This window comes from Thiothrix unzii, assembly GCF_017901175.1.
GTDB lineage: Bacteria > Pseudomonadota > Gammaproteobacteria > Thiotrichales > Thiotrichaceae > Thiothrix > Thiothrix unzii.
In genome coordinates, this window is sequence record NZ_CP072793.1 from 2118686 (window position 1) to 2139541 (window position 20856).

General features: G+C 51.3%; 10 protein-coding genes and 3 tRNA genes. All 13 read right to left on the reverse strand.

Going from position 1 to position 20856, the window contains the following annotated elements:
* Positions 1–11: 11 nt before the first annotated feature.
* Complete coding sequence (gene pilV, locus J9260_RS10525; protein ID WP_210217737.1) at positions 12–542, reverse strand: type IV pilus modification protein PilV; 531 nt, start codon at positions 540–542, stop codon at positions 12–14.
* 257 nt (positions 543–799) lie between these two features.
* Entirely contained in the window at positions 800–1333 is a 534-nt protein-coding gene (mog, locus tag J9260_RS10530) for a molybdopterin adenylyltransferase (RefSeq protein WP_210217738.1), read from the reverse strand.
* A 13-nt stretch (positions 1334–1346) separates the two neighbouring features.
* Positions 1347–2237, reverse strand: coding sequence for a protease HtpX (htpX, locus tag J9260_RS10535; protein WP_210217739.1), 891 nt, complete (start codon positions 2235–2237; stop codon positions 1347–1349).
* Positions 2238–2311: 74 nt separating this feature from the next.
* A complete protein-coding gene (gene parC / locus J9260_RS10540) occupies positions 2312–4549 on the reverse strand; it encodes a DNA topoisomerase IV subunit A (RefSeq protein WP_210217740.1) in 2238 nt (745 codons plus the stop codon).
* A gap of 77 nt (positions 4550–4626) precedes the next feature.
* A tRNA-Cys gene (locus tag J9260_RS10545) sits at positions 4627–4700 on the reverse strand.
* A 32-nt stretch (positions 4701–4732) separates the two neighbouring features.
* Positions 4733–4807: transfer RNA gene (locus tag J9260_RS10550), tRNA-Gly, on the reverse strand.
* A 53-nt stretch (positions 4808–4860) separates the two neighbouring features.
* Positions 4861–4935: transfer RNA gene (locus tag J9260_RS10555), tRNA-Gly, on the reverse strand.
* A gap of 72 nt (positions 4936–5007) precedes the next feature.
* Positions 5008–7017 (reverse strand): NAD-dependent DNA ligase LigA, encoded by a 2010-nt coding sequence (gene ligA / locus J9260_RS10560; RefSeq protein WP_210220772.1) that lies wholly within the window; start codon positions 7015–7017, stop codon positions 5008–5010.
* A 190-nt stretch (positions 7018–7207) separates the two neighbouring features.
* Positions 7208–8407: an RNA-binding domain-containing protein gene (locus J9260_RS10565; RefSeq protein ID WP_210217741.1), complete on the reverse strand. Its 1200-nt coding sequence runs from the start codon at positions 8405–8407 to the stop codon at positions 7208–7210.
* Positions 8408–8420: 13 nt separating this feature from the next.
* Positions 8421–9758: a 23S rRNA (uracil(1939)-C(5))-methyltransferase RlmD gene (gene rlmD / locus J9260_RS10570; protein ID WP_210217742.1), complete on the reverse strand. Its 1338-nt coding sequence runs from the start codon at positions 9756–9758 to the stop codon at positions 8421–8423.
* 56 nt (positions 9759–9814) lie between these two features.
* Positions 9815–11107: an NAD(P)/FAD-dependent oxidoreductase gene (locus J9260_RS10575; RefSeq protein WP_210217743.1), complete on the reverse strand. Its 1293-nt coding sequence runs from the start codon at positions 11105–11107 to the stop codon at positions 9815–9817.
* A gap of 11 nt (positions 11108–11118) precedes the next feature.
* Positions 11119–12399, reverse strand: coding sequence for a DUF1501 domain-containing protein (locus J9260_RS10580; RefSeq protein ID WP_210220773.1), 1281 nt, complete (start codon positions 12397–12399; stop codon positions 11119–11121).
* Between the two features lie 21 nt (positions 12400–12420).
* On the reverse strand, positions 12421–20757 hold the full coding sequence (locus tag J9260_RS10585; protein WP_210217744.1) for a PA14 domain-containing protein: 8337 nt from the start codon (positions 20755–20757) through the stop codon (positions 12421–12423).
* Positions 20758–20856: the final 99 nt, after the last annotated feature.

A 20856-nucleotide genomic window follows, 5' to 3' on the forward strand; every position in this document is an offset into this window, starting at 1 on the left:
CCGTGTGTTCCCTACAAAACCGCGTTCAGATTGATATTGGATTGTTCGGTATTGTTACCTACCTTGCTGGAGGAATTACGCTCACTCCATACGACGTTAATGTTGACTCCATTACGACACACCCCGCCCACGCAAGTGACCGTTAATGACGCGCCCATCAAGTCATTACGCACCCCACCGACCGTACCCGTGCCACAACGCACCTGAAACAAGTCAATATTGGCAGTTTCCGCACTGGTACACGCCGTCGCTACCGCGCAAGTGGGTACAGTGCCACACGCCGTCGCGCCATCCAATGTGCCGTTGTAATTACCTGCGTAAGCTCCCGCACGATTAACGCGCATTCGCTCCAGCAAATCGTGAACGAGCCAAGTTGCCTGCTGCATTTGGTAGGAGTTGTGGGTTGTTTTCATACCGGCAATTTGTAAACCGGCGAGACCTAGCAAACCCGCAGAAAGAACTAGGGTTGCGATTAACACTTCCAGCAGGCTAAAGCCCGCTTGCCGTCGGGTAGGGCGAGAATGCGTACTCGTGCGCATCATAAGTCCACCTATTAGTATTATTCATTGGGGAGACACTGTATTTATGGATGCTAGTATACCGATAAATGCACCGGTAATGATAAGAAACTCAAATCTTGCCGATAAGCTGTATGTTTCGTCCTCTCAGCGGTCAATCTGCATAAATCCGCTTTGCGCTAGGCAAAAAAAAGCCCCGGACTCAACTCCAGGGCTTAATAATCAACTTAACTTGACTCACGGCTTAACGAAAAGTTAGACGCATGAGCTACACAAAAGGTTCAAGACGATTTAGGACGAAATGCCTTAATTACCTGAGGATCGCACTCAAGGTACGGCCCTTCAATCAAATCAATGCAATAAGGTATCGCCGGAAACACCGCATCCAGGCACTGCCGAATCGAAGCAGGCTTACCCGGTAAATTTAAAATCAAAGACTTACCACGAATACCCGCTGTTTGGCGTGATAAAATCGCGGTTGGCACGTACTGCAAACTCACTTGACGCATTAACTCGCCAAACCCCGGCAACATTTTTTCACAAACATTTTCGGTAGCTTCGGGTGTTACATCACGCAATGCAGGCCCCGTGCCGCCGGTAGTCACGATTAAACAACAGCCTTCGTGATCCGCCAGTTCCATTAGCACTTGCTCAATGCCTTGCTGATCATCCGGGATGCAACGGTAAACGGGTTCAAATGCCGACACCAAATACGCTTTCAAGGTATCTAAAATAGCCTGCCCTGAAATATCCGCATAAACCCCCGCACTCGCGCGGTCGGATGCCGTTACAATCCCGATTTTAATCTGTGACATTAGCCTGTCATCCTTAACGCATGTTTTCCAGCGCGGCAATACGCTCTTCCAACGGCGGGTGCGTCATAAAGATTTTACGCAAACCGGTTCCCAAGCCACCCGCAATACCAAACGCTGCCATTTCACCCGGCAAATCTTCAGTCGCATGAGCACCTTGCAACCGCTTAAGGGCGTTAATCATCTTTTGACGACCTGCCAAATCAGCACCGGCAATATCCGCCTTAAATTCACGGTAGCGTGAGAACCACATCACAATCGCGGTTGCTACAAAGCTCAACAGGATTTCCGCAATCATGGAGCCAATAAAATAACCCCAACCCGGACTGCTGCTTTCCTCATCACTGCTACCACTGAAGAAACGATCAATCGCTAAACCGATCAAACGCGCAAAAATCATTACAAACGTATTCAATACGCCTTGCAACAAGGTTTGCGTCACCATGTCACCGTTAGCAACGTGCCCAATTTCATGGCCTAATACCGCTTCCACTTCATCCGCCGTCATGGTGTCCAGCAAGCCTTGGCTCACCGCTACCAAGGCATTATTGCGGTTAGCTCCGGTTGCAAACGCATTGGGGTCTGGCGAATAGAAAATACCCACTTCCGGCATACCAATACCGGAACGTTCCGCTTGGCGACGCACGGTTTCCACCAACCAACGTTCTTGTGCGGTTTGTGGATTTTCAATAATTTGCACGCCCATGCTGCGCTTTGCCATCCACTTAGACATCAGCAAACTGATGAAGGAACCGCCAAAACCCACCACGATAGCTACCGTCAAAATAGCTCCGGTGCTGCCCGCGCTCATATCAATGCCAAAAACTGCACCGATAATATTCATGGTAAGGAACAACACCGCCATTACAGCCACGTTGGTCAACACCAACAAAAGTACTCGCATCATTTCTCAAAACCTCTTGTGTTTGATTTTCCTAGCAGCAATATAAGGTTTGGGTAGCGGGATTCAAGTTTTCCCTACTAATTGACGCTTATCTCCAGACCAGTGACGTTTTGGTAGCCTTTCGGAAGTAATTTGCCACGTTTCGCGCGTTCACTGCGGTATTCTTCCAATTCCGCACCCTTGATAGTTTTAAACTGCTTACCCGCACGAATCAGCAACGCCGCATTCGCAGGCAAAATCGCCGCAAACTGCACCGTTTCATCGGCAATACCCAACCCGCCTTTTTTCAGGCTGATCAACTTATTGCCCTTGCCTTTGGACAATTGCGGCACATCTTGCAAGCCTATCACCAACACATAACCCGATGATGACACCAACACCAGCGAATCGGTGGCAATGCTCGTCACCAACAACGGCTGTAAAATCGCTACGCCCTCGCCCACCGTCAGAGTCACTTTGCCCGCTTTCACCCGACTTTGCATCTCGCCAAAGGCACACAAGAAACCGTAACCTTCCGCCGAATGCAGCAAATACTGATCGCTGTCTTTGCTCATCAGCGCGTATTGAAACTTCGCGCCTGCCGGTGGTGCCAGCTTGCCGGTCAACGGTTCACCCTGTCCGCGTGCCGATGGTAAGGCATTCGCAGGCAATGCATAGGTGCGCCCGGTGCTGTCCAGCAACACCACTTGCTGGCTGGAACGCCCGCGTACCGAAGTCAGGAATTCATCACCCTGCTTGTAGCTCAATGAAGCCGGGTCAATATCATGCCCTTTTGCCGACCGAATCCAGCCCATTTTCGACACCACTACCGTCACCGGCTCAGAAGGCGTTAACGCGGTTTCATCCAACACTTGTGCTGCCGCCCGTTCTTGCAAGGGCGAACGCCGTGCATCACCGTACAACTTCGCGTCTTCTTTCAGCTCTTTGCGGATCAAACTGGTGAGTTTGGTATCGGAACCCAGCAACGCCAGCAGGGTTTCTTTTTCCTTTTCCAATTCGTCCAATTCGCCGCGAATCTTCATTTCTTCCAATCGTGCCAATTGGCGCAATTTGGTATCGAGAATGTAATCCGCCTGAATCTCGGTTAACTCGAAGCGGCGCATCAACACCGCTTTCGGCTCGTCTTCGGTGCGGATAATGTGGATCACTTCATCAATATTGAGGAATGCCACCAGCAAACCCGCCAATAAATGCAGGCGTTTTTCGACTTTATCCAACCGCCATTGCAAGCGGCGCGTCACCGTTTGCCGCCGGAAGGTCAGCCATTCGGTCAAAATATGCAGCAAGTTTTTGACTTGCGGACGACCATTCAGCCCGATCATATTCATATTGACGCGGTAACTGCGTTCTAAATCGGTGCTGGCGAATAAATGCGACATCAGCATGTCCACATCCACGCGGTTGGAACGCGGCACGATGACCAAGCGCACCGGCTGTTCGTGGTCGGATTCATCGCGTAAATCTTCCACCAACGGCAGTTTCTTCGCCTGCATTTGCGCGGCGATTTGCTCCAGAATCTTGCTGCCCGACACCTGATACGGCAAAGCAGTAATAATAATGTCGCCGTCTTCAATTTCGTAACGCGCCCGCATTCGGAACGTGCCGTTGCCCTTTTCGTAGAGCGCGAGGAAATCCGCCGCCGGCGTAATGATTTCGGCTTCGGTAGGAAAATCCGGCGCGGGAATGTGCTGATGCAAATCCTGCAAGGTCGCATTGGGGTGATCCAGCAAATGCAGGCAAGCATTTACCACTTCACGCAAGTTGTGCGGCGGAATATCGGTCGCCATCCCCACCGCAATGCCGCTGCCACCGTTGAGCAAAATATTCGGTAAACGTGCGGGCAAAATGGTTGGCTCTTCCAATGACCCATCAAAATTCGGCTGCCATTGCGCCGTGCCCTGCCCCAATTCTTGCAGCAATACTTTGGCGTAAGCGGTCAAACGCGATTCGGTGTAACGCATTGCCGCAAACGATTTCGGGTCATCTTGCGAACCCCAGTTGCCCTGCCCATCCACCAGCGTGTAGCGGTAGGAAAACGGTTGCGCCATTAACACCATTGCTTCGTAACACGCCGAGTCGCCGTGCGGGTGGAATTTACCCAATACGTCACCGACAGTACGCGCTGATTTTTTGTGTTTGGAAGCTGCCGTCAGCCCTAATTCGGACATGGCGTAAACAATGCGGCGTTGTACGGGCTTTAAGCCGTCGCCAAGATGAGGTAATGCGCGATCAAGAATGACGTACATGGAATAGTCGAGATAGGCTTTCTCGGTGTATTCCTGTAGCGGGAGGGTTTCGATGCCTTCGTAGTTCATGGGTGTCTCTTTATTTTTGCTGTAGGGCAAGCAATATAGATACTATAACTATTTGATTTAATAAGGAAATAAGAATTTGGAGGCTGAACTCAGAATCGAACTGAGGTACTCGGATTTGCAATCCGGTGCATTACCCCTATGCTATTCAGCCTGGGTCGGTGGGTACAACCACCGTAGAAAAATTGGAGCGGGAAACGAGATTCGAACTCGCGACCCCAACCTTGGCAAGGTTGTGCTCTACCACTGAGCTATTCCCGCTTATATGAAGGCTTGAAACTGAAAATTCTGTGGTTAAAGAATCTTCAAAAATTTGGAGCGGGAAACGAGATTCGAACTCGCGACCCCAACCTTGGCAAGGTTGTGCTCTACCACTGAGCTATTCCCGCTGAACAGGCTGCGAATAATAATGACCGATGGTAATACTGTCAACCTTCCGCGCTGCTTTTTTTACAGACCTGTTACGATTGGCACAAAAGAACGGATAAAGTGTCTTCTCCCAAGATTTCCACACCCAACTCTTGCGCTTTAGTTAACTTTGAACCGGCATTCTCACCCGCAATCAATGCCGTGGTTTTCTTGGAAACGCTACCAGACACTTTCGCCCCTAACGCTTCCAGATCGGCTTTAATGTCTTCCCGTGCCCGACTGAGTGTACCGGTAATCACGTAAGTCTTGCCCGCTAATGGCAAAGCTTCGGCAGGTTTGGCTTCGTAGTTCGGCCAATGTACACCCAAATCGCGCAAGTGCTGGATGGTATCGCGGTTGTGTGCTTCTGCGAAAAACTGGGCAACATTCGCCGCCACAATCACACCAATGTCCGGCACTAGTTTCAGCGTTTCTTCATTCGCAGCTTGAATCGCTTCCAATGAGCCGAAATAGCGTGCCAAACCTTTTGCAGTGCCTTCGCCTGCATTGCGGATGCCTAGCGCGTAAATAAAGCGTTCCAGCGTGGTAGATTTGCTGCTTTCGAGGGCGGCAATGAGGTTTTCGGCGGATTTCTTGCCCATGCGCTCCAACGCGGCGACGGCTTCCACATCCAGACTGTAGAGGTCATCAACGTGGCGGATCAAACCGGCATCAAACAGTTGTTCCACCATTTTGTCGCCTAAACCGTCGATATTCAGGGCTTTGCGCGAGGCGAAATGTTTGATGGCTTCTTTAACTTGCGCGGGGCAATACAAACCGCCGCTACAGCGGGCCACGGCTTCACCTTCGGGACGTTGCACCTCTGAGCCGCACACGGGGCAATGCGTGGGCATGACTATCGGTGCAGCACCTGCGGGACGGCGTTCGAGGATCACGCTGGCAACTTCGGGAATCACGTCCCCTGCCCTGCGCACGATCACGAAATCGCCGATACGCACGTCTTTGCGCTCGATTTCATCCATATTGTGCAGGGTCGCATTGCTGACGGTCACGCCGCCGACGAATACGGGTTTGAGACGGGCAACGGGGGTGAGTGCGCCAGTACGCCCGACTTGGAAATCAACACCTTCGAGTTCGGTGATTTCTTCTTGCGCGGGAAATTTATGCGCGATTGCCCAACGCGGCGCACGGCTGATAAAACCGAGTTCTTGTTGGGTGGCAATGCTGTTGACTTTGTACACTACGCCGTCGATGTCGTAGGGCAAGCTGTTACGCCGTGCACCAATCTCGCGGAAATAGTCCAGACAGCCTTCTGCACCTTGCACGATGCGAATATCAGGGCACACCCGCAAACCCCACGCACGGAATTGTTGCAGGATGGCGTAATGAGTATCCGGCACTGTGCCGTCTTCCACCAAGCCTACCGCGTAGCAAAAAATATCCAACGGACGTTGCGCAGTCAGGCGCGGATCGAGTTGGCGCAAACTGCCTGCTGCGGCATTACGCGGGTTAACGAAGGTTTTTTCACCCAATGCCCGCATTTTGGCGTTGAAGGCTTCAAACCCGGCTTTGGGCATGTAGATTTCGCCGCGCACTTCCAACACCGACGGGTAGCCTTCACCCAACAAGCGCAAGGGCACAGAGGCAATGGTACGCACATTGTGGGTCACATCTTCGCCGGTTTCGCCATCGCCACGGGTGGCAGCGCGGGTGAATACACCGTTTTCGTAGAGGATGCTGATCGCCAAACCGTCGAGCTTGGGTTCGGCAACGAATTCGGTTTCCGTGTCGGATTTGAGGCGGTCGTGAATGCGTTTGTCGAATGCCAGCAATTCTTCATCGCTGAACACGTTGCCCAAAGACAGCATCGGAATGGCGTGTTTGATTTCGCCAAATTCGGTGAGTGGTGCTGCCCCGACGCGCTGCGTGGGCGAATCGGGGGTGATCAGTTCTGGGTGTGCAGTTTCGAGTGCTTGTAACTCGCGGAACAAGCGGTCGTATTCCACATCGGGGATTTGTGGGTCATCCAGTACGTAGTACAAATGATTGTGATAACGCAGTTGTTGACGTAGTTTTTCGAGTTGCGTTTGCATGTCTGACATCATTATTTTGTCCTTATTAGTCAGTGATTGATTTTGGTGTAATAAGTACTGCGGGCACTACCGCGTTTTTCAAGCAGGTGCTTTTCGGACAATTGTTTCAAAATTTCCCGCGCCCGCCGCTCTTTTACCGAGAGCAAATGCATCACTTGGGCAGCAGTAATTATACCATTCTGGTCAAGCTGCTTGAGGATTACGGATTCTTGCTGGTTAGTATTCGGCGGTATCCGGCGGTATCCGGCACTTCGGAAATGCCGGATACTCGCGGACGCTGAAATTCTATATCAATGGAATCGCTAATTTCACGGATGCGTGGCTCTTGCAAACCATGATCAAGACAGGTTTTTTTGATCCGTTGCAGGCCAGTCCCCCATTGTTCGATATAGCCTAATTCTTTGAAAACACGAGCAATGACGCGATTGCGGATTTCGGAACGGCCTTCACGCAAACCATCTGCCGTCAGCGTACGAGGAAACCCACCGGGGGAAACAATATTGACAATATCGTCGTATATACCCACTTTAATGTCACGTCCCTGATTGGTGTAATCACGATGGATAAGAGCGTTAGTCAATGCTTCACGTAAAGCAGCCTCAGGGAGTTCATAAGTATCGGTACGTTGCAATCCCTTGATTTCACCACGCAGATTGATGTGGTTTTTGATAAAGGCTTCTGCTTGCTCCAATTGACTGAACAGATCACCCGTATATTCCTTACGATCAAGGAACAGGCTCATGTCCGTACCTTTGAAACGGGCACATTTGGTCGTGACATGAGGCAATTTCCCAAGCAAGATGAGTAAACCTTGCGTGGGGAATAAATGCCCCTGGTCTTGGCGGACAAGCTTCAAATTTTTGAGCTTTTCATCATCCAGCGGTTTACCTTTGGCAGCAAAGCGGATTTGCAATGGGGTTAAATCCAGTTCTTGTAGCCGAAACTCAGGGCAAATCTCTTCATCAAAACTTTGATTGATACGTTGACGTTCTAATTCAACCAATTGCAACAATTCAGCCTTACGGTTGCAAGCACCGATACGTAGGTATGTACCGTTATTTTTACCTTCGGCTTTAAGGTAGTAAGGCATTAAATTGCCACGAAAAATCTCAACAACCAACACCAATTTACCATTGATATTACTAGTGTAAATCTCCGGCAATAAAGGCGGATAACAACGGTCAAGAATAATACTGGTAATCTGGTCTTGCAGGGTAAAAATATCCGTTTCAGCAACACCCGCAATTTTACGATGATCATCCACGCCGATTATCAGCTTGCCACCACTCGTGTTCGCAAACGCTACCGCCGTCTGAGCAATTTGCTCATGACGTGGAAGCTGGCGTTTTAACTCCAGCGTTTTGCTTTCACCTTGATGAATTTGATGGATGAGATTCATACTATCCTCTTGCCTATTTCTCAAACACCGCAATAGATTCAACGTGCGATGTATGCGGAAACATATCCATCACCCCTGCACTCACTAAGCGATAGCCGTGCGTATTCACCAATTCACCCGCGTCACGCGCTAAAGTTGCCGGATCGCAGGAAATATACACAATGCGTCCCGCTTTGAGCTTGCCGATATGCTCAATGATTTCTTTCGCGCCCGCACGCGGTGGATCAAGTAAAATCTTGTCGTAACGGTGTTTTTTCAGCCAAGGTTCGCGGTGTAAATCCTCGCCCATCAGGTTGCAAGCGTAGTAATCGGTGTTGTGAATGCCGTTGGCGTGCGCCGCCGCACGAGCGCGTTCCACCATCGCCATATCGCCTTCCACACCAATCACTTGCGCGGCATGACGCGCCAATGGCAAAGTAAAATTGCCCAAGCCACAGAATAAATCTAGTACCGTATCGGTGGGTTCAGGTGCAAGCAATTCCAAGGCACGCGCTACCATTTTACGGTTGAGCGGTTGATTAACTTGGAAAAAGTCGAGCGGGACAAAACCTACTTTGGTATTGAACTGCGGATGTTCGTAATACAACGTCGGGTTTTCAGGATAAATGCAGTGAACCGTTTCAGGGCCTTTAGGCTGCAAATAAAGCTGATAATCCCCTTCACGGGCAAAGTCGATTAATTTTTGCGTGTCTGTGTCAGACAAGGGTTCCATGTGACGCACCACCAGCGCAGTGGCATTATCACCCACTGCCACTTCGATCTGCGGAATGGTTTCACGCGCCTCCATGCCACCCACTAAAGCTTGAAAATCAGTGAGATGTTCGCCGATGCTAGGGTGTAAAATTTCGCAACGGTTGAGTTCTGCGAGGAAACCACCTTCTTTTTCGCGGAACCCCACCAACGCTTTCTCTTTCTTACGCACCCAACGCGCACCCAAACGGGCTTTACGACGGTATGCCCACCCTTCAGCGGTCAAAGGTTCAAGCACTGTTTCAGGTTCGACTTTGCCGATGTATTTAAGATTATTGAGCATGGCTTGCTGTTTGTGGCGAATCTGCCCTTCCAGCGAAATGTGTTGCCAGCTACACGCACCGCATACGCCGAAATGTTCGCAGCGCGGCTCTACCCGTTCTGGTGATGGCGTAAGGACGGTTTCGACCTTACCTTCGTCGTGTTTAGCTTTGTAAGAGGTGTAGCGAAAAGCGACGGTTTCACCCGGCAACGCACCGTCAATGAATACGGTTTTGCCGTCAATGTGGGCGACACCCTGACCGTCAAGCGTGAGGGATTCGATAGTGGTTTCGACAAGTGGGCTGTTTTTTACGCCACGGGGTTTTCTGCTGCGACTCATGCTGATATTTAGACTCCGACACCTCTGACAGGCAATGGTGTCGGATTCTACCAGCTTTAAAAGAACACATCCTGCGTAAAGTTGTTGTACCAACTGTAAGCGTATTGCACGTCGATTAAACGTTCTTCTTCTGCCGCTGCTAAGGGTGATGTGCCGCCTGCATTCGGTACACTTTCAATCGTTGTGCCGTTAGCAGATAGCCGATAAATGCCAACCACGGAAATCGCGTAATCATCGCCCACTAAACTGTAACAACCGTTGGAAAACGAGGTTCTGCCCGGTTCGCGCCCGTTCAATAACGCTGCTACGGCTAAGGCGCAGGCTTTGGCTTCCGAATTCGCGGCGAAACCTGATTTGGGCAACGGATTAGCAATACACGCATCACCAATGACGTGAATATTGTCATGCAAGGTGGATTCAAAGCTAGCAACGGCAACCGGACACCAGCCACTGCTATCGGTTAATCCAGCACTGAACGCCAACGCACCCGCTTTTTGTGCCGGGATAATGTTCAACACGCTGGCTGCAATTCGTTCGCCACCTGCGGTTGTAACGGTTTTCGTGGCAACATCCAAACTCACGACGGCATTGGTTCCGCCCGATGCCCATTCAATCATGTCACCGTCATTGCCGTAACCGTACAACTGCATCCAGCCCTCTTCAAACAAAGCTTGCTTGGTAAAGCTGGTTTTCGGATCAAGAATCAACACTTTGCTGTTGGGCTTGTGCTTTTTGAAATAACTGGCAACTTGGCTGGCACGTTCATACGGCGCGGGCGGGCAACGGTAAGGATTGGGTGGTGCAACCATTACGAATGTGCCGCCGTTAGGCATGGCTTCAAGCTGGGAACGCAGCAAGGTGGTTTGCTCACCTGCTTTCCATGCGTGCGGAATCTGTTGCGCCACATCCGCGCTGTAATTTTCAATGGTTTCGTAACGGTAGTCGATCCCCGGTGCGACAATGCAGCGATCATAGGGGAAGTTACCAGCAGTGGTTTGCACGAATTTAGCCACAGCATCAATGGCGGTGACTTCGGCTTGCACCACGGTAATACCGCGTCTTTCCAAGCCCGCGTAACCGAATTTCAGCGAGTCTAAAGTGCGCCCGCCACCCAACACTTCGTTACTCATGTAACAGGTGTAGTAGTGTGCATTTTTTTCGATCAGGGTAACGTTGATGCTAGGGTCGGCGAGTTTCAGGTACTTGGCAGCCGTTGCACCAGCCGTACCGCCACCGATAATCACCACATTAGCATTTGCACCCCAGCTACGAGTCGAAATGCCGGATAGCAAAACCAAACCACCCGCACTCAGGGCTTTCAAAAACTGTCGACGGTTTACGTTTGTCATGGTGTGTACTCCTAAACCGTGATGCCGCTGGATACTGCGGGGTTGAATAATGCCATGCTTTCGGCTTTCAGGTCGTAGCGTTGCGCAAGTGCGTGGGTGTCGATGCCGAGGAGTTTGCGCAACTCTGCCTGCACGTGACGCGGTTGCAATTGCACCCCGGATTCACTCAATTGCAGAGTATTCGGGTTAATCGCCCGTTTTTCATGAGTCGCGCCGCTGATGCCAACGATGCGATTTGCCCAAAGTGCGTTTTTCGCCATGATAATGTCACTGCCCAATGACCAGTGGTCTTTACCGTTACCAGCATTGTAACTAGGAGTGCGCCCCACATCAGAAGTGACATGCACTACCAAACGATCCGCTAGACCCATGCCTTCAGCCTTTGTCCACAAATAATCCAGCAAGCGCGTGGTATTGATCAACGCATTCGCATGGTTAGTGTCGTGGTTGCCGTGCGTATCAAACCCCCCTGTGCTGAAACACCCGGTTGCAGTCATGCCTGCCGCTGCCAAGGTCAAAAACAGGTGCATGTTTTGAATGCCATTACGCGCCTGCCCTTGTAAATCGTTGCGGTCAAGCGTGCCGGACAAAACCGTTCCCAACAAATTCATATCGCCCGTACCAGCGCGAGCGCGTTGCAGTTCATCGAGCTTTTCCTGCCAACGTGGGAGGTTATTGGGCTGGCTTACTTGCGCTTGCAAACGTTCGTCGCGAAAACGCTGTAGGGTACTGACGTGCGAATTCGCGTAATAACTGCGCGTCGCATCGTAGTAATTAGGATTTGCCAAGGTACGCAGCAAGGTTTCATCCGGCAATACCGTGAATGGCATGATCCCGGCGGTTTCCGAAAAACCGCCATCACGCACAAACGGCATAGGTACGGTCGGTGCTGCCACCGCAGCGTACAACTCGTTCAAGGACGGATAACCTTGCATCAAATTGCCGGTATTGCGATTGCGTTCCGCCGCTTCATGTCCGTTAGTTTGAATGTCAATGCCATTCACCACCAACATGTAACGCTGGTATTTATCAAAAAATGCCGCGTTTTCCGCCATGGGTGCATAGCGTAAATTACCCGCTTCACCTGCCACCTGCGTGCTTGCCCAGCGATTAACCAGCGGGTTATTACGCGGGTCGGAAAACGAGCTGTGATCCCATCCCCCACCAAGATTCAGGGTTAACAGGATTTTCCCGGTATGCAAATTCGCCGCCTGTACACTGTTGCTCACCCACGGCAGTGAGGTAGCAAACCCGACAGCACCCAGCGTCTTTAAAAAGTTGCGTCTGTTCATGCCTGACTCTCCTCACTCACCTTATTCGTACAAGAAACGTGCATCGGTCAACAGGTACATCATTACGATGCTCCACGCGCGTTTCGTGCGCTGCGGGTCTTCCCCATCGTTGTAAAGGCGGCAAGCACTCGTGCCAACACCGCTGGCATCGGCTTGAACCTCACTAAACAGACGATAAGTACGGTCGATTTCCGCATCATCCAAAGGCAAATCTTCATTCAGCAAATGTTTATGCAGGAATTGGATATTGCTGCGGATGCGTTTTTCTCCAGCCGCCATGTAATCGCTGCCATTAGCCACGACGCGCAGATAAGTGTCGTCCACAAAAGCGTCGGTGTTGCTATTGGCTGCACCCAAATTCCGCCCTTGCATCACGAAGCGGATCAGGCGGGTATTAGCTGGCACATTGGTCGAGGTGGAGAAGTTTTCCCACCGGTCACGCGCACTGCTCAAGACAGCGGATGTGCCAATTTCAACGCCACTGGCATCACGGAAGCTGAGGGAAATGCTGGCTTCATCGTTATTAGTCGACCAGCCCCGTAAAGCTGCACCGAAGACAGCACGCCCCTGACCCGCATCAATCGTCGTCGCCCATGCGGTAACGTCGACATCCTGATACATCCGCCCCAATGGTGTCGGGGTTTTGCATATGCTGCCGGGGTTGAAAATCGCCTGCCCGTTACGGATTGACGGCCCGCCATCACAACCCGACTTGCCTGAGAGAATACGTGCCGTACCTTGCTCAATCACCCAGCTTGCCATGCCTTGTTCCGCACCCGGATTCAACAACATATTGGCCTGACTATCGCCCAACTCTTCCAGAGTTGGTGTGTCGGTAGCTTCGACGAAACGGAACAATTTACGCTCAGTCGCCTTGTTAAGGAAATCGTTGTAAACCGTATTGCAACTAAGCTCAATCGCCATGCGTTCAGGAATTTTACTCATGAGCGTGTTCATTTCGGTGTTAGGCGTTGGCTTCAAACTACCCCCGTCAAAACCACCGTAGAACAAGCCCATGCGATCACTCCACGCACGTTCAGGGCGGAACGACGACCATTCAGCACCCACCAACGATTTGAGTTTGCCATTAATTTCCTCTGGGGTAAGTAAACGTGCAATCCCCAAATCAGGTATCGCCTGTTTACCCGTCGCGTCCAAGTAGCCAGATTCCGCACGGAACAATGGACTAGCCACCATATTGATTAGCAAGTCTTTAACGTTCCAGACACCGTGACCACTATCTTGGCGGAATTGTTCAGCCAAAGTAGTGAGCTGCGCATCTTGCTCGTTAAACGCCGCCATTTGCTGTGCGTAACCTTCCGCTGCCGGATTTACTGGCGCAGTCAACGGTTCACGTTTGAACAGTGTGCGATACCAGAAATGCACCGCGCCTTTGGCAAAGCGTTGATCCGCAACCAAATGCTTACCCAACCATTGCAGGCTGTCTTGCAAACCTTCCGCCGCTGCCACGTTACTGGCAGGTGTTTTCAGCGTCAGGAAGACATCATCCGCATACACATCAAGGAATTTATCCGCCCAGGTATTCGGTGAACGCACTCCACGCAGATTAAAGCGCAAGTGGCGGGTTCCCACCGGCACAGCCTGCTCAGCCTTTTGATTACCCCATGTCCAACCAATCGTTTCTAACAAGATACGGCTTTCACCCAACACCTTGTCATCCGTGCCAACAAACGTTACCCAAACGGAAGGAATATCACCGCTACCTTTGGTACTCATGTAAGCACCGTAGTTGACTGCGGCTTTACCTGCATCGACTACACTGGCATGGCTAGTAATGTCTATGGTTTGTTGCAACAAGGTTTCAGCCGTCACTTGATTACACACACCAAGGTGGAACAATGCCTGCCCAGACTTAGGGTCACGGGTAATGCGTGAACACCCGGCTTTATTACTGGCTTCTGCTTTACCTGTTACGGTTGTCCAGCCCGATACCCCGGACTCTGCTGATGGGTTAACCAACAAGTTAACGCTGTCCACCCACGTTTCACTACCGAAACCTGTGAAACCTCCCGGCATGGCTTTGCCATCTAATCCCGGCATCAACATATCGCGATACCACAAATCACCTTTTTGATACCACGCCTGCCCCAAATGGCTCAGCGGATAAGAAGAAGATTTGTAAGCACCCGCCAAGGAATCTTTATCACCTTGCGTACCGTTAAAGTTTTGCAGGTAACGGGCATTATTACCCCATTCCTTAAATGCACCCGCCACCGGATCCATTACTGTATGGCAAACCATGCAGTTCGGATTTTCCATGGTTGGTACTCGGAAATTACCATTGCCGCTGTCATTCAACGGGCGTTGCGCCAAAGCTTCAATGTTCAGACCTAAGAATTGCTTGTAAACCTTAGAGGCACGGTGACGGTTACGGTTAGTATCGGTGGTTGGGAAGCGCGATAACCACGCATTCGTCGTCAACACCCCAGCGTGCGGGAATGGTTTATTCGCAAAACGCGCCGATACTTGCGGAATACGTGCGGGGCGCAATTCGCTTTGATCGCTCACATTCGTAAACGCTTCCAAGGGTTGCGCACCCAAGGCTTTCGACAACATGGGGTTCAAAACGGTGTAATCTGCTGTCAGTACTTCTGTCCAAGGACGGTCACTGCCCACAATGTACTGCATCAGGAACACCGGCTCTTTACGAATCGTATCGCTGACAATGTTCATTTCGGCGGTAGTGAGCGTCGCTAATGCAGGGAAGTCCATCGTTTGGATGCCGCCATTACCGCTATTAACCCGTGCCGCACCATTGCTCAAGAACACTTCATGCCCTGCGCGGTACACAAACGGATTCAATGCCCCAGCCGCATCCAGCATGGTACGCAGCGTACTGCGGAAGGTTTCCTCAGAAGTCACTGCCGCCAATTCTGCTGCTGTCGGGGTACGATTCAGCAATAGCACCGCTGCTTTACGCAAGGTTTCTGGGTAATCCAGCAATTGCACCCCATTCGGTGTCGCGGTTTCGCTGGAAACACTCGCCACCACTTCATTACTCACCACCGAACGGTTGCCAGAGGCATCCACAGCCACGATGGTGTAACGGTAACTGCCTTGCGCTAAGCCGGTATCCGTAAAGCTGTTGTAACGGCTGCGCCCAATCAATACGCCATCGCGGTAAATTTCGTAGTAAGACACACCCCATTCATCGGAAGCATCCATCCAAGTTAAGGTCACACCCGTTGGCGTGTATGCAGCCACCTCCACATACTCAGGGGCATCAGGAGCTTGGCTATCCGCTGAGGAACTCGCATAAAATGCTGCTAATGCATTCAACGCTTCCCCATCTTCACGCGCCAGCAACGCGCTTAGCTGATTTGCCATGCCGGTTGGTGCGTGGCTGCGTTTGGCGGCGTAATCTTGCAGAGTACGTTCCAAATAAGGCTGCCACTGCCCAGCTAAACGCACGCCCGTCAAACTGTCATCACGCCCATTCGCCGTGTGGCAACTCGCGCAATATTGCTGATGTAAGCCCTGCCCACGTGCCACTTGGGCTGCATCGGTGGTTTGCTCAGTCACCTTGAAGGTTTGCGCCGCAAAAAACGTTGCCAGTTGGTCAATTTCTTGCGCACTGTAGCCTTTCGCAATCCGCCCCATGACAGTAGAAGCACGATTGCCTGTTTGGTAATCACGCATCAATTTACTGAAATAGTGGCTATCCATTCCCGCCAGACCCGGTGTCGCGGGGCCATGACTGACACCGTTCGTACCGTGGCAGGACGCACAGTTTGCTGCCATTGATTCCACCAAAACAGCCACGCCGGTACTGGTATTGACGGCATCACACTGCTGTGGATCAGCTAATTTATCCAGCAAAGTAGTAAACACTTGCAATGCGTCTGACCCTACAGGCAATACCGCACCACCGCCGTGCGCAACTTGTCCGCTGGCTTTTTGCAATACCGTGGTTTTGCCTACGGTTTGGGTAATGGCATTCAACGCATTGAGATTACGTGCGCTGGCATTGTCACCCGTGCTGAAAATCAAACGACTGTTTTGCGCCATACCGCCAGCAACGTGACAACTGGCACAGTTACCAACATGGGTTTCCACTTGTTGCTGGTAATACAGTTGAGTCGATTCGCAAATGGCGGATAAGCTGGTTTCCACGGCATTGCTGGCAATGGAGGCATTTCCAGCCGCGTCTTCCGCCGTCACGCTGTAACGGTAGGTGTTGCCAAGCTGCACATCTGTATCGGTGTAAGTAGCTAATTTACTGACTGCCAATAAACGCCCGTTACGCAATACACGGTATTGAGCCACGCCCACGTTATCGTTTGCCGCATCCCAACGCAGTGCCACTTGCAAGCGTGTGGCATCCGCATTCGCGCTCATATTTGCCGGGGCACTCGGCGCGGTGGAATCACCACTGAGTAAACTAACCGCCGCACTCGACTCAGAACGATTACCTGCACTGTCGACTGCTACTACCTGATAACGGTAGGTAGTATTTTGCTGTACGCTGCTATCACCAAAACGTGCTGCGGTGCTTGTGCCAATTTCCTGTCCATCACGCAAAATCCGGTAAGCCGCAACACCCACATTATCGGTAGCCGCTTGCCAACTTAAGGTCACTTGCCCTTTATCCGCAAACGCCTGTAACGCTTGTGGCACAGAAGGCGGCGTACCATCGCTGGTATACGCGGTCAATGGATTCGACATCAGGGAAACATTGCCTGCGGCATCCAACGCCAACACGTTATACGCATAGCGGCTAAAGCTGCTCAAACCGTTATCGGTGAAACTTGGTGTAGTGGTTTCTGCCACTTGTACCCCATCACGCAATACCCGGTAACGTGCCACTGCCACATTGTCGCTGGCTGCTTGCCACACCAACTGGATCGAATCACCCGTTACCGCCTGCGCTCTCAGATTCTCGGGTTGGGTCGGTGCTTGCGTATCCGGGATGGTAACGTTCAAAGTACTTGGCAATGACTCACGCCCACTCGCCCACAACGCAGTCACACGATAGGCATAGCTGTGGGTAACAGTCACATCGGTATCGGTAAACCTGGGCGTAGTGACTGTTGCAACCAACTCACCATCACGATACACGCGGTAAGAACTGGCTAACTCCTGCGCTGTCCAATCCAAAGTAGCCGCTGTTTGCGTCACTTGACTGGCTTTTAAATTGACCGGTGCTTGCGGTTGCCCAGACAGATCAATTTGCCATGCCAATTGCGCTACCGCACCGCCGCCACTTTCGTAGTATTCGACTTTAACCTCATGCGTACCTTCTGTCAGGAAAACGCGCTTGGTATAAGTGGTCGCACCTTGTGGTTTCCACGAGTCAATTAAAGGTTTGCCACCAACCCACAGGCGGAAACCATCATCGGTACGCGCGGTAAAAGTATATTCGCCTTCTGCAAAAGTGAAATTACCGACCCAGCGTGCCGAGAAATTATCGCGCGGAACAGCAGGTGTAGGGCTTTCATATTGCCAATCAAAGTTAATGGCATTGTCTAAGCGCGTATCCAACGGTGCACCTTGCAACCCAATGCCATTAAAGAACGCCGCACAGAATTGACCATCCGGGACAGTGCTGCAATCAGGGGCTTTTTCCCACGTTACTTTTGCCTTCGCAGCCGCCCAACTATCGCGGTATTCGATTTTCAGATCGTGTAAACCGGGCGACATTTTCTTGAGCAGTTGGTATTTACCATAATTAGGCCAAACCTGACTCCACGCATTCAACGGTAACTCGTCACCATCGACCCAAATCCGCACACCATCATCCACATCCGTAGCGAAACGGTAAGTGGCATCTTCAAAGTTTACTTTACCGACCCAACGTGCGGAGAAGGCATCTCTCCACACCATTGGTTCGGGTTGCGCATCGCCCCAAGCGTAATCAATCGTAGCTGGGGTTTTCAGCACTTGTGCCGGAATCCCTGTCAATTCCTGATTATTGAAGTAAGACAGACAAAACGCATTTTCCGGGGTTGTGCCGCAACCATCGACTAACTGCCAACCCAAGTTAAGGAAAGCCGCGCCGTAACGCTCACGGTATTCAACTTTAACGGTATGATTACCCGCTTCAATAAACGGTGCGGATTGCGCTTTACCCGACCAACGCCAATCGGAACTCCACTGGTCAATCACCAGTTGATCGCCGACCCACACTTTTACCCCGTCATCCATCTCAGTATTGAAACGATAATAGCCGGAAGTAGGGAAATCGAATTTACCCAACCAGCGAGCCGAGAACATATCAGCGGGCACGCCGTGCATCACGCGCCCAGTACCCCAGTTAACATTCAATGCATTCACTTTTTGAGTGCGCAATACCTCACCCGCTAACGCATCACCGGCATAAAACGCGCCACAAAAAGCGTTGTCAGGTGCGCCTTCACAATCGGCACGTTGTTCCCACGACATCATGGCACGCGCCCAACCACCGTACTCACGCATTTCTACTTTGATGCGATGTTTTCCGGCAGGCAAAGACACATCGTGGAAATGTTCTTTTGCGTCATTGCTTTCCCACAAATTAATGATCAAGTCGTCGCCAACCCATACCCGCATCCGGTCATCAGCTTTGGCGAGAAACCGATAATCACCTGCCAGCTCAAAATCACCCTGCCAACGCACAGCAAAGTTATCGGCATTAACGCCCCGCGCCGGTACGCCATCTTGCCATTCGTAATTAATCGCGGTTTCATTTTGGATTTTTGCCGGATTACCCACGAAATCGACGTTGTTGTAGTATTCCGCACAGAATTGCCCGGTAGGAATATTGTCGCAGCTTTGGGTTTTTTCCCAATTCAACTTCGCTACTGCACCGCCACCGCGCTCGTAATATTCCATTTTGACGCGATGCTTACCCGCGCTCAGGGTTTTGCTTTTGAAGTAAGTGGCTGGTGGTTGATCTTTCCACGCATCAACTAATAACTCATCGTCAACCCATACCCGCACGCCATCATCAGCGGTCGTGGTGAAGGTGTAATTCCCGGCTGCAAACTGAAAATCACCAACCCAACGGGAGGAGAAGTTATCAGCAGCAGGCAAACTCGGCAACGGCTTACCATTACCCCAATCAAACGCAATGGTAGGCGTAGATGCAATTGCTGCTGGTGTGCCACTCAACAAACGATTTGAGAAAAACTGCCCACAAAACTTACCGCTCGGCACGGTAGAACAATCATCTGCTGCACTGCTAGCGAGGCGTTGCATCCCCAGTTCCAACACCGCTTCATCGGCTAAATCAGTGTATTCCAGCTTCAAGGTATGCAAACCGGACAAGGCCACATCAGCACTCAAGTTGCGGGCAGCGGTGGTTTCACCCACGTTACCATCCAACAACAATTGATCATCTACCCAAAGCCGCACTTGATCATCAGCCTTAATCACAAACTGATAAAGCCCCGCCGGAAGATCAAGATTTGCGTTGTATTGCACCGTAAACTGATCACGTCCGGCAGCAGCATCTGCCCCGCCCGACTTCCAGTCGCGTGCAAACAACACGGTTGCAGCACCCGCAGCATCAACGGCTGGAACTGTTTTTTCTACCAATAAAGTGGCAGGGGCAGCAAGCGCATCACCGGCGTAATACGCAACGCATTCGCGCCCAACCGCCAAAGGTTGAGGGCAACTGACCACCTGCGGATTTTCGCTTTCGGTTAACCACACACCCTGTCCTGATGCCGGATTATTCACGCTATGCACTTGCGCGGCTGGCACAGTCACTTGCAAACCAGCCACGGCAAAGACTGCGGGCTGTTGCTGAAGAATGGTATTCGTCAGTGGTGTAGAAGCATCCAACTGCGGGCTAAACCGCCATACCGTACCGTTAGCCCCGCGTGCGGAAGTCAGCACAAACGGCTGTTGCCATGCAGATAAATTATCCACCGTGGTATTCGCAGCAGTCACACCCAACACGGCATCCACTTCTTGCAGGGTTTTATTTAGACTGGTTTCTTGGTCTGCCGTCGCACTGGCGTTTTGATAAACAAACTGACGCGCTCCGGTCAATGCCGCATGAATCACCATTTCCTGATACAAATCGCTACCCGCTAGTAACGCACTCATCCCACTGGCTGCGGCTGGGTTCGGTGGGTTCAAGGTTGGAAAAACAGACTCAGGCGAGGACAACACCATGCTACGCAGGCGGTTAGTTTCATAACGGAATGCGTTAAATGGCGTAGCTGGATAAGCCGCACCGTCGATCTGCAAGCCCGCATCCGGCAAAATACCCGTCAGGTTACTCTCAAGCGATGGATACGCATTGACACTATTGAAAAACAAAAAAATGGGTAGAAAACCATTCAAAATGATACGTTGCAACAAGCAAGAAACGCGCACAGACAACGTGCCCTTATTATGTGGCGATCTCATGATTTCCTCGCAACCAGACAAAGCTGTATTATGTTTATGTATTGTATGTTGCTAACTTTACCGTGGTGAGGTGCGGGAAGCTAGCCGTTTATGCCCTAT

Excerpts from the sequence above, each read along its gene's own strand:
- pilV (WP_210217737.1), bottom strand. The coding sequence starts at position 542 with ATGATGCGCACGAGTACGCATTCTCGCCCTACCCGACGGCAAGCGGGC.
- J9260_RS10580 (WP_210220773.1), bottom strand. The coding sequence starts at position 12,399 with ATGAACAGACGCAACTTTTTAAAGACGCTGGGTGCTGTCGGGTTTGCT.
- J9260_RS10585 (WP_210217744.1), bottom strand. The coding sequence starts at position 20,757 with ATGAGATCGCCACATAATAAGGGCACGTTGTCTGTGCGCGTTTCTTGC.
- J9260_RS10565 (WP_210217741.1), bottom strand. The coding sequence starts at position 8,407 with ATGAATCTCATCCATCAAATTCATCAAGGTGAAAGCAAAACGCTGGAG.
- htpX (WP_210217739.1), bottom strand. The coding sequence starts at position 2,237 with ATGATGCGAGTACTTTTGTTGGTGTTGACCAACGTGGCTGTAATGGCG.
- ligA (WP_210220772.1), bottom strand. The coding sequence starts at position 7,017 with ATGTCAGACATGCAAACGCAACTCGAAAAACTACGTCAACAACTGCGT.
- mog (WP_210217738.1), bottom strand. The coding sequence starts at position 1,333 with ATGTCACAGATTAAAATCGGGATTGTAACGGCATCCGACCGCGCGAGT.
- J9260_RS10575 (WP_210217743.1), bottom strand. The coding sequence starts at position 11,107 with ATGACAAACGTAAACCGTCGACAGTTTTTGAAAGCCCTGAGTGCGGGT.
- parC (WP_210217740.1), bottom strand. The coding sequence starts at position 4,549 with ATGAACTACGAAGGCATCGAAACCCTCCCGCTACAGGAATACACCGAG.
- rlmD (WP_210217742.1), bottom strand. The coding sequence starts at position 9,758 with ATGAGTCGCAGCAGAAAACCCCGTGGCGTAAAAAACAGCCCACTTGTC.